Below are 17,211 nucleotides of genomic sequence, written 5' to 3'. Positions count from 1 at the left end.
TTGAACAAGCTGTTGATGCTACGGAGATTCCTGTGCAGATGCAGGAAGAAATTGAGTCAGAAGAAAAACCACAGGAAGAAAATACAGAAGATCTCTTGGACACTTTGGCTACAGAATCTGTGGAAAATACAAATGTTCCTGAAGATATTGAAGCGATATCAGTCAAAGAAGAGCATAGATTAGAAAAGCCATCTAAAAAGAAGCATATTGATCAAGTCCCCGAGTCGGACGCATCAGACTTCAGAAAAGTTAAGAAAAAACCAAAATATCAAGCAGCTTATGAACGTGATGATGAAGATCAAGAAGGTCATAGACGCAGCGGACGTAGTAAATTTAAAAAGCGTAAAGGTATCGAGAAATCAGATAAACTGAGAGAGGCCGAAGAGTCATTAAAACATGGCTTTGCATTGCCTACAGCACCTGTAGTAAGGGAAGTATTAATCCCAGAAACCATTACTGTAGCTGAGCTGGCCAAAAGAATGTCTGTAAAAGCTGCCGAAGTCATTAAGATCATGATGTCCCTTGGGGCAATGGCAACCATAAACCAGGTTATTGATCAAGAAACAGCAGTGATTGTTGTTGAAGAGATGGACATAAGGCGCATGTAATTAAAGAGGATGCAATTGAAGTCGGTCTAGGAGAGTCGATTACTAAGGGTAGTCGTACTGAATCCAGAGCCCCAGTAGTGACAATTATGGGCCATGTGGATCATGGTAAAACGTCTTTACTGGATTATATTCGTCGGACTAAAGTTGCCATTGGTGAAGCAGGTGGTATTACCCAACATATTGGTGCTTACCATGTGAGCACACCTAAAGGGGATATTACTTTCTTGGATACCCCAGGCCATGCTGCATTTACGGCAATGAGAGCTCGGGGAGCAAAAGTCACCGATATCGTTATATTGATTGTAGCTGCCGATGATGGCGTTAAGCCACAAACAATAGAAGCGATTCAACATGCGAAAGCGGCCAAGGTACCGATCATCGTTGCCATTAATAAAATGGATAAACCAGATGCTGATCCTGACCGTGTCATGAATGAATTATCAGTGCATGAAGTAATTCCAGAAGCATGGGGTGGTGATACGATGTTTATCAACATCTCAGCCAAATCAGGTATGGGTATTGATGAGTTACTTGACGCAATATTATTGCAATCTGAAGTTTTAGAACTGACTGCGGTTACTGATGGTGCCGCTAAAGGCGTAGTGATTGAATCACGCCTGGATAAAGGTAGAGGACCCGTAGCAACAGTGCTGGTACAAAGTGGAACCTTACACAAAGGGGATATTTTGCTTGCTGGTTTTCAGTATGGTCGAGTGCGGGCTCTTGTTGGTGATAATGGGGATATGGTTGATGATGCTGGTCCATCAATTCCAGTTGAAGTTCTTGGTTTATCAGCAATTCCTCATGCTGGAGATGAAGCGGTTGTTGTTCCCGACGAGAAAAAAGCAAGAGAAGTGGCTTTATTCCGTCAAGGTAAATTCCGTGATGTAAAACTTGCCAGACGCCAAAAATCAACAATTGAAGGCATCATGGAAAATATGGCTGCCGGAGAATCTAAGGTTCTAAATGTAGTGCTTAAAGCGGATGTTCAAGGTTCGCTTGAAGCAATTTCAGATGCTTTAGTGAAATTATCTACTGATGAAGTTAAAGTTGAAGTTATTTCAAGTGGCGTAGGTGGTATCACTGAATCGGATGTGCATTTGGCTATAGCCTCTAATGCGATTCTAGTTGGTTTTAATGTCAGAGCCGATAGCAGCGCGAAGAAATTGGCAGAGCATGAATCAGTGTCCTTACATTATTATAGCGTTATTTACGATATCGTTGATCAGATCAAGGGTGCTTTAACGGGCATGCTTGCGCCACAATTTAAAGAAGAAATTATTGGTGTTGCTGAAGTTCGTGATGTGTTTAAATCACCAAAAATTGGTGCAATTGCAGGTTGTATGGTTGTTGAAGGTGTTATTAAGCGCAACAATCCTATTCGTGTACTACGAGCTAATGTGGTCATCTATGAGGGGACTTTGGAATCACTGAGAAGATTTAAAGATGATGTGGTTGAAGTCCGTCAAGGGTTTGAATGTGGTATTGGCGTCAAAAATTACAATGATGTAAAACCAGGCGACCTAATAGAAGTATATGAAACCGTAGAAATTAAGCGTGATTTATAAAGATGGGTCATAATTTTAAACGTACAGATCGTGTCGCTGAGATGATTCAGCGTAAGCTAGCTCAGATAATACCTATGGAAGTAAAAGATCCGCGCTTAACCGGATTTGTGACTATATCAGCAGTCAAAGTGGCTGCTGATTTAGGGCATGCCAAAGTATATTTTACCGTGCTTAATGATGATAAAAAAACGGTTACAGCCATTTTAAATGCTGCTGCAAGTTATTTGCGCAGCGCTTTAGCACGAAGTATTACATTACGTACAGTTCCTCAATTGCATTTTGTATATGATGAATCAATAGAGTACGGGCAACGTTTAAGTCGACTCATTGATGAAGTAAATCCTCCGACTTCAGAAGATAATGAAAGCGAATAAATCTTTAGCAATAGATGGAATTTTATTGCTGAACAAACCGGAAGGAATGACCTCTAATACAGCCTTACAGAAAGCAAAAAGACTGCTAGGGGCGCAAAAAGCAGGACATACGGGAAGTTTAGATCCATTAGCTACTGGTATGTTACCCCTTTGTTTCGGTGAAGCGACGAAGGTATGTCAGTTTTTACTTGATGCAGATAAATGTTACCAAACTACGGGTCTGCTTGGTGTTAAAACGAATACTGCTGATGCTACAGGAGAAGTAACTGCGCGTGTGGATGGATTTACTATTTCTGAGGCGCAATTATTGGATGTATTGGAGCAACATACTGGTCATATAAAGCAGATTCCTTCGATGTTTTCCGCTTTAAAACACAATGGGACCCCTCTTTATCGTTTGGCTCGAGAAGGGATTAATATTGAGCGGAAAGCACGAGAGATCCTGATTAGCAATTTACAGCTTACTGCTTTTGATGGAGTTCACTTCTCCTTAACAGTGACTTGTAGCAAAGGAACATATATTCGTAACTTAGTTGAGGATATAGGTGATGTTTTAGGTGTAGGAGCTCATGTGACTCGGTTGCATAGAGTTTATACATCAGGTTTGGATAATATGCCCATGTATTCGCTCGATGCATTAGAGGCAATGTCTGTGTCCGAAAGAATGAATTGCTTAATTCCTATGGATAGAGCAGTGAATCATTTAGAGCAAGTTACTCTTTTGGATGACGAGGTAGTTACTATCCGTCAAGGCAGAACAGTACTAAATAAAATAGATGTTGAAGTAGCTGATTGTGTACGTCTTTATGACAAGAATGCACAATTTATTGGGTTAGGTGAACGCAATACACAAGGTGATATTAAAGCGAAACGATTGCTTTCTTTTTAGTCGTGATTATGTGATAAAAGAAGCAATCGCAGCTAAATATGAAATTTTTTGCACAAAAATAATTTTCAGTACTTGTTTCGTAGGACATGCCTTGGTAGAATGTTCGCCTTTAAATGAATACTTAGTAGTTCCGGGAGTGTATAATGTCGCTAAGCAGCGCGGATAAAGCAGCAATTGTTAAAGAATACAAGCGTTCCGATAAAGATACTGGTTCGCCCGAAGTTCAGGTTTCTATCATTACAAGCCGTATTAAATATTTAACTGACCATTTTAAAGAGCACAAAAAAGATTTCCATTCGCGTCGTGGACTACAAGAACTCGTTAATAAGCGTCGCAAGTTGTTAAAATATTTAAAGCGAAACGATGAAGCTCGCTATCAAACCTTAATCCAAAGTCTGGAACTGAGAGATTCTTATTGATTGATGAGCAAACACATTTCTTTAGAAATGTACTTTATAAAAAATACTTTAAATAAAGGCGCAATTTTCTGCGCCTTTTTTTCGTTATAATTACTAAATGAGGAAGATTACGTGGCTAAGTTTACAAAAGAAATAGCATTTGGTGACCACACTCTTATATTGGAAACTGGTGAAATAGCACGACAAGCTGATGGAGCAGTATTAGCCAGTATGAATGGCACCCAAGTATTAGCTACGGTAGTTGGTAAAAAAGAAGGTGCGGAAGGAAATGATTTTTTCCCGCTGACCGTAAACTATCAAGAAAAATTTTATGCAGTGGGTAAAATCCCCGGCGGATTTAACAAACGTGAAGGTAGGCCTTCTGATAATGAGACATTAATTTCACGATTGATCGATCGCCCCATTCGACCTTTATTCCCAGATGGTTTTTGTAACGAAGTCCAAGTTATCGCGACAGTTCTTTCTTTAAATCCTGAAGTTTCCGCAGATATTGTGGCAATGGTTGCCTCTTCTGCAGCGTTAGCACTTTCTGGCGTCCCTTTTAATGGGCCAATTGGCGCTGCACGTGTTGGTTATAAGGACGGTATTTACCTATTGAATCCGAGTCGCAAAGACTTAGAGCAATCCAGACTGGATTTAGTTGTTGCCGGAACTAAAGATGCTATTTTGATGGTAGAGTCAGAAGCAAAAGAATTAAGCGAAGACATTATGCGTGGCGCGATTATGTTCGGTCATGAAATGATGAAAAGTGTAATCAAGGCAATCGAAGAACTGGCAGCGCAAGGTGGTAAGCCCCGTTGGGAATGGACCCCTCCAGAAGTGGATAGTCATTTGCAACAACGAGTTGCTGATATGGTTAAGCATGAGGTTGAGGCAGCATACTTGATTAGAGACAAACAAGAGCGCTACCAACGTTTGGGTGAATTAAAAGATCAAACAATCGCAGCCTTGCAAGCTGAAAATGATGAGTTAAAGGCAGATGTTATTGGTTCTATGTTTGTTGAAATCGAACGTGCGACAGTGCGCAATCGAATCCTTGATGGTGAGCCGCGAATTGATGGACGCGATCATAAGACAGTTCGTCCTATTGCGATTCGTACAAAACTTTTGGAAAGAACACATGGCTCTGTTTTATTTACTCGCGGCGAAACACAAGCGATTGTTGTTGCTACTTTAGGTAATGAACGTGATGCACAAATGCTCGATAATATTATTGGAGAGACAAAAGATCGCTTTATGCTGCATTACAATTTCCCTCCCTATTCCGTAGGTGAGACGGGTATGGTTGGCAGCCCCAAACGTAGAGAAATTGGACATGGTCGCTTGGCCAAACGGGCGATTATGGCGGTATTACCAGAGGCAAACGAATTTCCTTATGTATTAAGAGTGGTCTCTGAAATCACTGAATCTAACGGCTCCAGCTCAATGGCAACAGTGTGTGGTACCAGCCTTGCATTGATGGATGCAGGCGTTCCATTGAAAGCCCCTGTTGCTGGGGTAGCAATGGGTTTGATCAAAGAGGGAGACCGGTACGCTGTATTAACGGATATATTAGGTGATGAAGACCATTTAGGTGATATGGATTTCAAAGTTGCTGGAACAGAACAGGGAATTACCGCATTACAAATGGACATTAAAATCCACGGGATAACCAGTGAAATTATGGAGCAAGCTCTGGATCAAGCTTTAGCTGGCCGCCTGCACATTCTTGGTGTCATGAATAATGCATTAGCAGAGCATAGAGAAGAATTATCTCAACATGCACCTCGAATTACTACTATGAAAGTTGCTGAAGACAAGATTCGAACTATTATTGGTAAAGGCGGAGCAACGATTAAAGGATTGATTGATAGCACAGGTGTTTCTATAGATATTGATGATACAGGCGTAGTTCAATTGTTTTCTCCAGATATGAATGCCTTGGAAGAAGCACAAAAGCAAATTAAAGCATTAATTGCCGAAATTGAGGTAGGTCAAACTTATCAAGGCAAGGTCAGTAAGATTGTTGATTTTGGTGCTTTTATTAATCTTTTACCTGGAAAAGACGGCTTACTCCATATTTCTCAAATCTGCAGTGATCGATCTCAAAAAGTTGAATCGGTATTGCAAGAAGGCCAAGAGATTGAGGTCTTTGTTGCCGGTATCGATAAACAAGGTCGTGTGAAGCTTGAGTGGAAAGATAAGCCCCAAGCAGAAGGAGCAACAGACGCTCCAGTTACACCAGCTGCGGCTGAGCATCTTGAGGAAGTACATCAAGACGCGCCCAGTGTAAGTGATCGTGCAGGCGAAGAAGAGTAAACATTGATTGATAAGCTCTCTGACATGTTGATGTTGGAGAGCTTATTACATTGAAGAGAGTACGGTGCCGTTAACAGATATTCCGCATCAAATCCAATAGCAGGCCACTATTTAAATCCACCAATTGGACAGTTCACATTATTCTGAGACGTTTTCGACGAAGGGGCTCCTGCTGTTAGCATCATATTTATCATCATGCTGACATTCTCAGGGTACAGCATCTTTCCGTAAATGCTTACCGCTGGAATAATGTTCGACATGAAATGAAAGCAGGATTACTTGCGTTGGGTCAAAGTTAAGAATTCAGCACGACTTGTTGGGTTATTACGCATTTCACCTAGCATAACTGAAGTGGTCATTACTGAGTTTTGCTTTTCAACACCCCGCATCATCATGCACAGATGCTTTGCTTCAATCACTACAGCCACACCACGTGCACCAGTAATTGATTCTAGGCATTTTGCTATTTCAGTGGTTAAACGTTCCTGAATTTGCAAGCGTCGAGCGTAGTAATCAACGATACGTGCCATCTTTGATAATCCGATTACTTTTCCATTAGGAATATATCCTACATGGCATTTGCCAAGGAACGGGAGTAAATGGTGTTCGCACATTGAATACATTTCTATATCCTTCACGATAACCATTTCGTTCATGTCCGAATCAAAAAGTGCATCATTGATGATGTCATCTAAATTTTCGTTATAGCCTTTAGTCAAATAACGGATGGCATTGGCTGCACGTGCAGGCGTGTCAACCAATCCTTGCCGAGTTATATCTTCACCTAATTGTGTTAGCAGTTCTTTATATAGTTTTTCCATAGTTATTTCCTAGCCTGGGGGCCAAGTCATATGACGTCCGCCCAGTAAATGTAAATGAATATGATATACTGTTTGGCCACCGTCGGGATTAATATTGAAAACTAATCGATATCCTGCGTCACTTATTCCTTCAGTTTGAGCAATTTTTTTTGCCCCTAAAATCATTTTTCCCAACAGGGCCTGGTTCGCATCGCTGGCTTCATTCAGTGTAGCAATATGTTGCTTTGGAATAATCAGCAGATGTTTAGGAGCTTGCGGGTTGAGATCGTGAAAAGCCATTATCTCATCATCTTCAAAAACCACTGATGCAGGGATTGCACCTTGTGCAATTTTGCAAAACAAGCAATTCATAGGCAATCTCATTTGAATTAAAAGAGCTATTATACATTGCATTAGTTATAATGCGACAGCTTCTCTTTGCCTTTTAATGTGTTTTTTCGCATAATAGCCGCTTTATTGCGTCATTCTACATGGGGGCAATGATCATTTCTAAAATGAAAATCGCTTTGTATGACGAGAATTGCTTTTATAGTGAGTGAGCTAATAAGACATATTTTATGCTTTTATTTCAAGCTAAATGAACGCTGAGTTATTTTTACTTCGACAAGAGGGGAGATGAATAAATGAGTTTAATGAAGATTAGCAGTGGTCGTGATTTGCCAAAAGAAATTAATGTAATTATTGAAATCCCTATGCACAGTGAACCTGTAAAATATGAAGTAAACAAAGAGTCTGGGGTGTTATTCGTTGACCGCTTTTTATCAACACCGATGTTCTATCCTGTCAATTATGGCTACGTCCCTAACACCTTATCGGAAGATGGAGATCCTGTTGATGTACTCGTTGTAACTCCAGTACCTCTAGTCGGTGGCTCAGTAATTCCCTGTCGACCAGTTGGAATGTTAAAAATGACTGATGAGTCAGGTATAGACGCTAAAATTTTAGCTGTTCCTACTAACAAGCTTACTAAAATTTATGAAGCAATCAAAACTCATGAAGACATTCCGCAACATTTATTAAACTCCTTAGAGCACTTTTTCAGCCATTATAAGGACTTAGAAGAGGGCAAATGGGTTAAGCTTAATGGTTGGGTTGGTCCTGAAGCCGCTTACGAAGAAATTTTGGCTAGTGTGGCGCGTTTTAACGATAAAGAGAAAAAATAGGTACTTGTTATCCTATTTACGAAAAATCTCTAGATATTGTCATTCCGGCGTAGGCAGGAATCCATCACTGAATTGGCTTTGCTGTCCGATAAGAGATGGATCCCCCTACCCAGAGATGACAATCTTATGTAGATAACTAATGACAATGAGTCCAATTTAGAGGAATGGTCGCAAAAACTTTTTTACACAAGGTGTCGAGCATAAAGTGCAGTACGTGCTGGAGTAGAAAATTTTTTAACGCGTTCAAAGACCAACTGACATAAGTGGTTGCATAACTCTTGTTGTTTTCTCTATCTCGCTTTCTTTGAAACCATATGGTACTTTATTTCGGGTGATAAAAGCTTAAGGAAATTCGGTGGCATACCATCTTTCTACATTGTTCATCATACTGCTTTTTTTAATATTTTTGGCTGCTTTTTTTTCAGGCACTGAAATCGGTATGATGTCGCTAAACCGCTATAAGTTAAAGCATTTGGTCAAGAAAGAAAACAAACAGGCAATAAGAGTGAATCAAATACTCTCGCGACCTGATCGATTATTGAGTGTGGTGTTAATTGGTAACACCTTAGCTAATATTCTTGCTTCAACAATAGCAACATTGATCGGCCAACATATTTATGGTGATGCGGGAATTGCCATAGCTACCGCCTTTTTAACTCTGGTGATTTTAGTATTTGCAGAAATGATACCCAAAACATTTGCCGCAATTTATCCCCAGAAAGTTGCATTTGCTACATCGCTACCCTTGCAAATTTTACAATGGATTCTTGCACCGCTGGTATATATAACCAGCTTTATGTCCAACGGAGTCTTACGTTTATTTCGAGTCTCAATTGATAAAATACAAAAAGAATCATTGACGGGCGAAGAATTACGTTCCGTAGTGCTTGAAGCGGGAGGTTTGCTACCTGTTGAGCACAAAAGTATGTTAATTAGCCTTTTGGATCTGGAACAAGCAACAGTCGAAGATATCATGATTCCTAAATCAGATATCGTTGGCATTGACATAGAGGAGCCTTGGTCGGAAATTCTCTATCAATTAGAAACAGCAAAGCATACCCGCTTGCCTTTATACCGAGATTCGATAGATGATTTGGTCGGCATGATTCACGTACGTGATGTACTTAATCTGGCTATTGAGAATGAGTTGGATCGTGATAGCCTATTGGATGCCGCTGATAAACCATATTATATTCCTGAAGCAACCCCTCTCAACATTCAGATTTTAAATTTCAGGAAAATGAAAAGACGTAGTTCTTTTGTCGTCGATGAATATGGAAATATTCAGGGCCTAGTCACTATGGAGGATATACTTGAAGAAATCGTGGGCGAGTTTACCACGGATGTCGCTGCATTAAGTCGCGGGATTACCCCCCAAAGCGATGGCTCAGTTATTGTCGATGCCGGACTTACATTACGTCATTTAAATCGTTTAATGGGATGGCACTTACCTCTGATAGGACCTAAAACCTTAAGTGGTTTAATCGTGGAACATCTTGGATATATTCCCCCAGCTGATTCATGTTTGGCTATAGAAAACTATCGTATGGAAATATTAAAAGTAGGCGATAATACGATTAAAAGTGTAAAAGTATTTAAAATGAGTAAAAAGCGTAAATAATACCCAATTTCATTGGGGTGCATTTATTTTCCTAGGTGTTCCAATACCTTTTTACACTGATTAAGAAAATCTTTAAATTGTGTATCCTTAATAAAATATCCATCAATATTAAAATGTTCTGTCGCGATCTTATCTTTGTTGTTATTTGAGGTGGTAAGAACAAAAATTCGTATACTATTAAATTTTGCATGGGTGCGAAAAGATTGCAAAAATTCTAAACCATTCATTTTAGGCATCATTAAATCTAAAACAATGATCGTAGGCAGTACCGGGGTCTCAGTATCATCCTTCGTTAAGATATCCAAGGCTTCAATCCCATTTCGTGCTATTTGCAGTGTAAGAGGCATATTTAATTTGCCAAGCTCTCTTTCTACATAGATGCGATCAATTTCATCATCATCAACAACTAAGATATGAGGGATTGTCATTCCATGAGTCACGCTGCACCTCCTATTTGTTTCGGCCAAGTAAAATAAAATATTGCTCCCTGATTTTTATCTGATTTGACACCAATACTTCCTCCTTGAGCTTCAACAATTTTCTTGGCAATGCTGAGCCCAACCCCGCAGCTTTCTAAAACGTCACGTGGTTGCAGGGTTTGAAAAAGCTGGAAAATTCGATCTTGATATGCGCGTTCAATACCAGGCCCATCATCGGCGACAAAAAACTCATAATAATCATTCTTTTCAACAACACCCACTTGAATGTGCCCCTTTTGAAGATGGTGGTGTTTTACTCCATTATCAATCAGTTCATAAATTACTTCTTGTAATAGTTTTTTTTCTGCCTCGACCATAAAATCACAGTGCTCGCAACAAATATTAAAGTCATTTGCTGCTTCTACTTTGTGGGCGACAGAGTTTACTAATTCGGGAAAATTAATTTTTTCAACTTTTGAGTGCATGCTTCCGGCTTGAGCATATTTTAATAGCCCATCTAATAAATTGGACATGCGATAAGCACGCTGTCGTAAGAAGGTTAGATATTTTCGAGATTGTGAAGTTAATTGATTACCTACATCTTCCTCAATCCAAGAAACTAAATGTTCGATTGCCGGTAAGGGTGATTTTAAATCATGCGCGGCTAAGTAAACAAAACGCTCCAATTCATCTTCTGCATGTTTGACTAAAATTAAATTGGCAATTCTTGCCTTAAATTCTTCGGTAGAGAAGGGTTTAATCATATAATCTTGAGCCCCCTCTTGAAGCATACGCACACATAGTTCCTCGTCTGCTTTCGCAGTGACAATCATAATAGGGGTAGACAGGAGGGACGAATGCTGTCTTATTGCATGGACCAATTCTATTCCGTTCATATTGGGCATCATGATATCGGTAATAATTATTTGAGGATGTAATTTAATCGCCATATCCAAACCTTCTTTACCATCTCGTGCACTGGCGATACGATAATCTTTGCTTAACAGTTCACACAAAAATTCATTCATGGTCGAATTATCTTCTACCACTAAAGCAAGAGGTAGTTGGGCATGATTTTCTCTATTAAGCTGCTTCGTCACTATTTTGCGTTGGCTTACAATGCGAGGGATTTCAATGGTTTTGTGCACTGGTTGTTCACCATGCACCAATTGATCTGCTGGAGCATTTAACGGGATTTGCATGATAAAAAGCGCACCACCTAATTTTGATTGCTGCACTGTAATTTTGCCCTGATGCAATTCGATAAAATCTTTTACAATTGCTAACCCTAAACCAGTACCTTCTGAATGCCCCATGCTTTCCTCCATTTGAAAGAAACGTTCAAAAATCGCTTCTCTGTACTCAGAAGGAATTCCTGGGCCATTATCTTCAATGGATAACTCCGCATGCGCATTTTTTTTATCGAGCTTCAGATTAATGGTTCCATGAAAAGGACTAAATTTTATCGCATTGGAGAGCAAGTTGATGATCACACGCTCAATTTTTTCATAATCAATTTGAATGCATAATTTTGGGGGGAGAGAGTAAGAAAGGTGTAACCCTTTTGCTTCAATATCTGCCTCAAATAAAGAGAGAATCCTTTTAATAAGGTGGACAAAATCAATGTTATAATAATTAATTTGTAATCTACCCGAATCAAATTTTGCAATATCTAATAAATCATTTACATGTTTTAATAAGAGATGTGCATTCTCTTTCATTAATTGTATTCTTTTGACTTGCGATGGTGCTAAAGTTTTATCTCGTAACAAAGTATCTATGGGGCCCAAAATTAACATGAGTGGGGTACGCAACTCATGACTGATATTCGCAAAAAATTGCGTTTTTAGTTGATCAAGCGATGCCAAATTGTAATTAGCAATTTGTAATTTTTTGTTAATGACTTGAATTTCTTGCGCTCGTTGATAAATTTCAATCTCCATTTCCCCGGCACGGGTACGCAACGCCTCCATTGCTTTTAGTTGATCATAGCGAGTTTTTTTTAGCTGAATGTATTCTGTGACGTCTTCGACTCGATGAATAATATATTTAATTTTTTTATGGTTATCGAAAACGGGTAGATTTATCGGACTCCAATAACGCTCTTCATATCCTCCGCCTTGTTCGCTAGGGCGGCGAATATCGTATTTTTGGATTGCCATGGTGTCATGAGTTTTATTTTTTAACACTCTATTTAATGAATCGTTTAAATTACTTACTCCAGTTGCCTGAGGGTCTTCTGGATTATCTGGAAACACTTCAAATATATTTTTCCCAATAATTTGTTCTCTAGTTACCATAGTGGCGTGCAGATAATTATTGCTGGCAGCAATAATCGTAAACTCTTTATCTAGAACAAGATAAAGTCCAGGAGCAGACTCAAAAATAGATTTATAATCAATGGGATCTTTTGTACTATCCATTGTAGCACCTCACAATCCGTGTATACTAAGTATAAAATATATACAGTATATTTAAAAGTAATTCAGCGGATGTGTTAACCTGCTATAGTTCATCACTTTGTTTGAGGGTCACTACTTGTGCTGTGAACATATACCCTCCATTGCGAATGGTTTTGATTAAGGCGGGTTTTTTGGCATCAACTTCTATCTTTTGGCGAAGCCTGCTTATTTGCACATCAATTCTGCGATCAAAAGGATTTAAATCACTGTTTTTAGTGATCTGCAGCAGGAGCTCACGATCCAAAATGCGTTGGGGTTGTTGCACAAAAGTAAGTAGCAAATCATATTCCCCTGCGCTTAATGATAATTCTTCATTAGCATTACTGAACACTTGCCTGGATGCAGGATAAAGCCGCCAATTGGCAAAAACAAGAACCTCTTTTTCATGATCCGATTGCTGTTTTGCACGTAACACCCGTCGATTAATTGCACTAACGCGCGCATGAAGTTCTCTTGGCAATAGAGGCTTTACAATAAAATCATCTGCCCCCGCTTCGAGTACTTTGATGCAGGCTTCTTCATCTGGGGTATCATTGATAATCAATAAAGGTACTGGATAATCTGTATAAAATTGATGAATCGCCTGAGGGCTATTTTTTAAAATAGCCCAGCTAATTAAAATAGCAACAACTTTCCCTAACCCGTTCTGAATGGGAGTTAATTGATTTTGCTGCACGATATTTATATTAAATTGAGCAAAGTATTTTTTGAGATCCTCACTCACAGGATCGTTATCAATAAATAATAGATAACTGGGTTGTGGCATTAATTTATTCCCGATTTTTATAAGCCCTATTCGTCATAATTTTGTCAAGATTAATATAGACTTGCAATTATTTTCGATATTATCTTAGAAAAAGAAGCTGAAAGCCTATCGATTTTCTATGTGGCTGTAAGTTGGCTCTACTATAAAATATTTCCTGAGAGGAATAGAGCATCACCTTTTCCCCAGCTAAGAAAATACATTATCTCAAGACATCGCTCAAGGAGAGAGGATGAATCATAAAAGTGCTCCATTTTCAAATTGGTTCGTTGCTGAACAGGACCGGAAACAAATCCATCCTCAGTCGCAAGAAATGCATCAATTTTTCTCGAGGCGACAATTTAATTTGTGGATGGAAGGATTGGTTGATTTTTTGAATAAAAATGATGGGGTGCAGATTACATGGGCTGCTTTACTTGATGAGTGGAATGTTGAGCAACTACAAGCGGTATTGGACTATTTTTCTAACCCAGAGTTTGCTGCTTTAGTGAATGCCATTTTCTTCTACAAATTCCACCCTGACAAATTGTTTACTGAGGTAATACATCCGGAAAAGCTCATTTCGGTGCAAATGCGTTTAGGGCTATTGCATCATTACATTGAATTAATACAACAACAATTATATCGAGTTGCCTTAAAAAATGATTTAATTCCAGCAGTTGATTATTTCTTACATAACGAAGAACCCCCTCAAGGTATCCTCATCGAGATCAATGAAGAGCACAGACAACTGATACTGGCTGCAGTTAAAAAACTTAGAGTAAATGTGAGCTTAAGTCAGGAAAAACCTGAGGATAGTGATTGGTTACATGATCTGAAGCGCGCTTATAAATTCTCATTTAATCCAAATCGTTTAATCGATGCAGTGATGATGCTACAGCAAAGTTTATTATCCGAAGTTATAGAACAAGAACAACGTTCTGTTATTTTTCGAGAAAAAATGGTGATTTTGTACCATCAACGTTCTTCTGCAGAATGTTTGGACTTATACGGTTATTTTGCTAATGAGGATACGCGTTGTTTAATGTACACTTTTTATAAAATCGTACAAGCTAGTGCTATTGACTGGTTACCTATTCTAAACACAGAAGAAAGAATTACGGTGCTGAACGTGTTTGATGCTTTATGCTGTGTTCTGGAAGCATTACGAATCGAATTAAAAAATAGACATTTGCTTGCTGCGCCTTATAGGTATGATTTAGCTGATCCAAACATCGATGCAGGTGAGCGTAATCGCGATGCAGTGTTTCGAGTAATAAGAGTTTATCAACAAATTCCCGTCATTCCAGATAATGTAATTGAAGAATTATTTCAATCTATTGAATGTTCTGATTGAATGAAACCTGTTGGCGACGCTAATATTTTAGCAAAATAAGGCAATTATGTACGCCGATACTCGAATACTTCATGTACGGCGTATGGGTGCTCTAAGGCCACATCATTTTAACTCAACCTTGAGAAGGCTTTACAGGTCTAGAATATTAATTCGCCTTATTATTTTTTTTCTTATCTTCTAAAAGAAACAAACGCAAATATTTAATGATTAAAGCTCCTAGCTTTCTTTCCCTGCCCGATTGAGTCAGTGGAATACCAATTTTTCGTGAAATTTTAGCTTTAAGGGCAGAGATGCCAACCAATCTTTTCCATGAAAATCCACCAAGATTCATTTTTCTCACCTCCTCATGATAAATAGGCGAGTATACTCTTGTTTTTCATAGTTTAAAGTAATTTTTATTGCGATTTTTAGAGCTATTTGCAATTGGTACGATTGGCCAAAATAATGTGATTTTAGCGTATTGAACATCAAGGTTAACCCAACTATAACGAGTAATCTTCACTCAGTAACGCAATGTTCGGAGGGAGAGTCCTGTGATATTTGAGATGGCGTAAGTATTGGAACAGCCCTCTATTCCTGATCATGAGAAGGGCTGTTTAAATGCCAATTATAAATATAACTGTCAATGGTGTTTATGTGTTTGAGTTGGCTCAGTAAAGGTTCTTTAGCAAATTGTAATAAATGAAAAATGACATCTTTTTTGCTTCCACCAAAATCCTCTTCATACCAATCGTATAATTTAGAGATGATTAGTTTTCCTTCAATAACATTTACGCCTCTAAGTGAGTTAATGTAATTCGAGGCAGCTTGATTTAATTGTTCTTCAAGCAGGTTTCCTTGATATATTTTTCTACTAAGATTAGGTGCGCCAATAGTGCCATTACTTAAGGCATAATGAGTGCGAGGATCATTCCAAATCGCTCTGATGATGCGGTTATTAATGTCATCTAAAGTTAAAGAAGTGTCTTTTACCGTGATTAGATTAGCTCCCCATGGGCCTATACTAAATAATCCTGGTGAAATATTAATTTCTTGGATTGAAGTCACGGGATAATAATTAGCTATAATTTGCACCGTAAGAGCATTGTATACATTAATCCAATACGCCAATTGTTCATCGCGATTGTAATTATCAATATTTACTTCAGACATGCTCTTTAAATAGTCTTTAAGTAAATTTAAGTCTGTTTGAGTCATGTGGGCATAATCAACCAGATTGATATTTTCTTCATTGGTAACAATACGGCGATTTAGAAAATCTTGCCAAAGTTTATGAGAAATCACTTCTTTTGATAAAGGGTTATTTACTTCCCATTTTGGCCATAAATTTTTATAAAAAGACGCATTTGCTAACCCTGATATGAGAAGCATTAGTATAAGAAGATATTTACTGCGAAATACTGTTTTAAACATGAATTATTGCTCTGTTGCGAAGGGCGTTTCCTATGGTGTTGCCATCTAAAAACTCTAATTCTCCACCAGAAGGGATACCATGCGCCAATTGCGTAATATTGATGGGCAGATTATGCAAAAGCTGGTGAATAAAATGAATGGTCGTTTGTCCTTCTATACTGGGGCTTAACGCCAATATCACTTCTTTCACTTGTTCTTGGATGATAAGGTTTTTAAGTCGGGGTAGTCCAATGTCTTCTGGTCCTAATCCATCGAGTGGAGATATTTTTCCCATGAGAACGAAGTACTTCCCTTGAAACGCGTTGCTTTGTTCTATAGCAGATACATCAGCTGGGCTTTCTACGACACAAAGTAAGGAGGAATCCCGATTTGGATTTTGGCAGAGAGTACAAAATTTTTGCTCTGTATAATTAGCACAGCGTTCACAATGATGAATGTTGTTCATCGCTTGCTCTAGACATGAGGCAAGGTGTAACCCTCTCTGTCTTTGATGCTGGAGTAAATGAAACACCATACGCTGTGCTGATTTTGGACCTATGCCTGGCAGACAGCGTAGCGCTTCTACCAGACGGTTTAACATATCCATCGTTAGGACTATTCCTTATCGCCGCCCATTAAGTCAGTTGGAATGTTTAGACCAGCGGTCAATTGACTGATTTTTTCTTTAGACGCTTTTTCAATTTTTCGTACGGCATCGTTAATCGCGGCAGCAACTAAATCTTCCAACATTTCTACATCTTCTTCCATCATTGTAGGTTTGATTTTAACTTCAGTAGCATCATGTCGGCCGTTCATTTTAATAACGACCATCCCACCACCTGCTTCACCAGTGACAACTAATTGACTTAGTTGTTGTTGCGCCTCTTGCATACGTTGTTGCATTTTTTGCGCTTCTTTCATCAGGTTGCCAAGATTTTGATTCATATCCATTATTAAGGCCTCATATGTTTAGGTTTAAAAATTCAATCTATTATAAGTCATCTTTTAGCGGGACAATAGAATTTTTGACCAGTTCCGCTGAAAATTCTTGCTGAAGTTGCTGGAACATCGGATCATT

The 17,211-nt window shown here is 38.8% G+C and carries 17 protein-coding genes and 1 pseudogene (1 of these 18 running past the window's edge); 8 read left to right on the top strand and 10 right to left on the bottom strand.

Translation table 11 applies throughout. The features are described from left to right. Positions 1–158 precede the first annotated feature (158 nt). From infB to pnp, 5 genes and pseudogenes are all read left to right on the top strand, one after another. A pseudogene (infB, locus tag EL022_RS01545) lies at positions 159–2,176 on the top strand (translation initiation factor IF-2); the annotation flags it as partial. Between the two features lie 2 nt (positions 2,177–2,178). Beyond that, on the top strand, positions 2,179–2,550 hold the full coding sequence (gene rbfA / locus EL022_RS01540) for a 30S ribosome-binding factor RbfA (protein WP_028381754.1): 372 nt from the start codon (positions 2,179–2,181) through the stop codon (positions 2,548–2,550). After that, the gene (gene truB / locus EL022_RS01535) at positions 2,537–3,439 is read left to right on the top strand and encodes a tRNA pseudouridine(55) synthase TruB (RefSeq protein WP_028381755.1); all 903 of its coding nucleotides are present in this window, start codon (positions 2,537–2,539) and stop codon (positions 3,437–3,439) included. Before rbfA ends, truB begins: the two co-directional genes overlap by 14 nt. A gap of 143 nt (positions 3,440–3,582) precedes the next feature. Continuing rightward, positions 3,583–3,858, top strand: coding sequence for a 30S ribosomal protein S15 (gene rpsO, locus EL022_RS01530; RefSeq protein WP_028381756.1), 276 nt, complete (start codon positions 3,583–3,585; stop codon positions 3,856–3,858). Between the two features lie 111 nt (positions 3,859–3,969). Further along, positions 3,970–6,156: a polyribonucleotide nucleotidyltransferase gene (gene pnp / locus EL022_RS01525; protein ID WP_028381757.1), complete on the top strand. Its 2,187-nt coding sequence runs from the start codon at positions 3,970–3,972 to the stop codon at positions 6,154–6,156. A gap of 275 nt (positions 6,157–6,431) precedes the next feature. Here pnp and folE read toward each other — a convergent pair whose 3' ends face one another. After that, positions 6,432–6,977, bottom strand: a complete 546-nt coding sequence (gene folE, locus EL022_RS01520; protein ID WP_035901097.1) for a GTP cyclohydrolase I FolE — start codon at positions 6,975–6,977, stop codon at positions 6,432–6,434. 9 nt (positions 6,978–6,986) lie between these two features. After that, positions 6,987–7,328 carry a histidine triad nucleotide-binding protein gene (locus tag EL022_RS01515; RefSeq protein WP_028381759.1) on the bottom strand — a complete coding sequence of 114 codons (342 nt, stop codon included), beginning with the start codon at positions 7,326–7,328 and terminating at the stop codon, positions 6,987–6,989. A gap of 272 nt (positions 7,329–7,600) precedes the next feature. Here EL022_RS01515 and ppa point away from each other — a divergent pair, with 272 nt between their 5' ends. Both ppa and EL022_RS01505 read left to right on the top strand, forming a co-directional pair. Continuing rightward, positions 7,601–8,140 carry an inorganic diphosphatase gene (gene ppa / locus EL022_RS01510; protein ID WP_028381760.1) on the top strand — a complete coding sequence of 180 codons (540 nt, stop codon included), beginning with the start codon at positions 7,601–7,603 and terminating at the stop codon, positions 8,138–8,140. Positions 8,141–8,495: 355 nt separating this feature from the next. Then, entirely contained in the window at positions 8,496–9,761 is a 1,266-nt protein-coding gene (locus tag EL022_RS01505; RefSeq protein WP_028381761.1) for an HlyC/CorC family transporter, read from the top strand. Between the two features lie 23 nt (positions 9,762–9,784). On the opposite strand, the gene EL022_RS01500 is transcribed toward EL022_RS01505, so the two are convergent. The 3 genes from EL022_RS01500 to EL022_RS01490 all read right to left on the bottom strand — a co-directional run bounded on the left by EL022_RS01500 (position 9,785) and on the right by EL022_RS01490 (position 13,408). Beyond that, positions 9,785–10,201 (bottom strand): response regulator, encoded by a 417-nt coding sequence (locus EL022_RS01500; RefSeq protein WP_028381762.1) that lies wholly within the window; start codon positions 10,199–10,201, stop codon positions 9,785–9,787. After that, a complete protein-coding gene (locus tag EL022_RS01495; RefSeq protein WP_028381763.1) occupies positions 10,198–12,603 on the bottom strand; it encodes a hybrid sensor histidine kinase/response regulator in 2,406 nt (801 codons plus the stop codon). Before EL022_RS01495 ends, EL022_RS01500 begins: the two co-directional genes overlap by 4 nt. 82 nt (positions 12,604–12,685) lie before the next feature. Beyond that, on the bottom strand, positions 12,686–13,408 hold the full coding sequence (locus EL022_RS01490; RefSeq protein ID WP_028381764.1) for a winged helix-turn-helix domain-containing protein: 723 nt from the start codon (positions 13,406–13,408) through the stop codon (positions 12,686–12,688). Positions 13,409–13,637: 229 nt separating this feature from the next. Between EL022_RS01490 and EL022_RS01485 the strand changes: the two genes are divergently transcribed. Further along, positions 13,638–14,741, top strand: a complete 1,104-nt coding sequence (locus tag EL022_RS01485) for a hypothetical protein (RefSeq protein ID WP_051544489.1) — start codon at positions 13,638–13,640, stop codon at positions 14,739–14,741. Between the two features lie 145 nt (positions 14,742–14,886). Here the strand turns inward: EL022_RS01485 and EL022_RS01480 are convergent, their stop codons facing one another. From EL022_RS01480 to dnaX, 5 genes are all read right to left on the bottom strand, one after another. Continuing rightward, positions 14,887–15,072, bottom strand: coding sequence for a hypothetical protein (locus tag EL022_RS01480; RefSeq protein WP_028381765.1), 186 nt, complete (start codon positions 15,070–15,072; stop codon positions 14,887–14,889). A 239-nt stretch (positions 15,073–15,311) separates the two neighbouring features. Beyond that, positions 15,312–16,154, bottom strand: a complete 843-nt coding sequence (locus EL022_RS01475) for a DUF547 domain-containing protein (RefSeq protein WP_028381766.1) — start codon at positions 16,152–16,154, stop codon at positions 15,312–15,314. After that, entirely contained in the window at positions 16,147–16,740 is a 594-nt protein-coding gene (gene recR, locus EL022_RS01470) for a recombination mediator RecR (RefSeq protein ID WP_028381767.1), read from the bottom strand. Before recR ends, EL022_RS01475 begins: the two co-directional genes overlap by 8 nt. Before the next feature lie 8 nt (positions 16,741–16,748). After that, positions 16,749–17,084 carry a YbaB/EbfC family nucleoid-associated protein gene (locus tag EL022_RS01465; RefSeq protein WP_028381768.1) on the bottom strand — a complete coding sequence of 112 codons (336 nt, stop codon included), beginning with the start codon at positions 17,082–17,084 and terminating at the stop codon, positions 16,749–16,751. Between the two features lie 40 nt (positions 17,085–17,124). Continuing rightward, positions 17,125–17,211, bottom strand: the final stretch of a protein-coding gene (dnaX, locus tag EL022_RS01460) for a DNA polymerase III subunit gamma/tau (RefSeq protein WP_028381769.1). It continues 1,566 nt past the right edge of the window; only the last 87 of its 1,653 coding nucleotides appear in the window; the start codon falls outside the window, past its right edge — the gene reads right to left on this strand; it ends in the stop codon at positions 17,125–17,127.

Origin of the sequence: Legionella cherrii (genome assembly GCF_900635815.1) — a bacterium.
GTDB lineage: Bacteria > Pseudomonadota > Gammaproteobacteria > Legionellales > Legionellaceae > Legionella > Legionella cherrii.
This window is presented reverse-complemented; position numbering and strand designations above follow the sequence as displayed.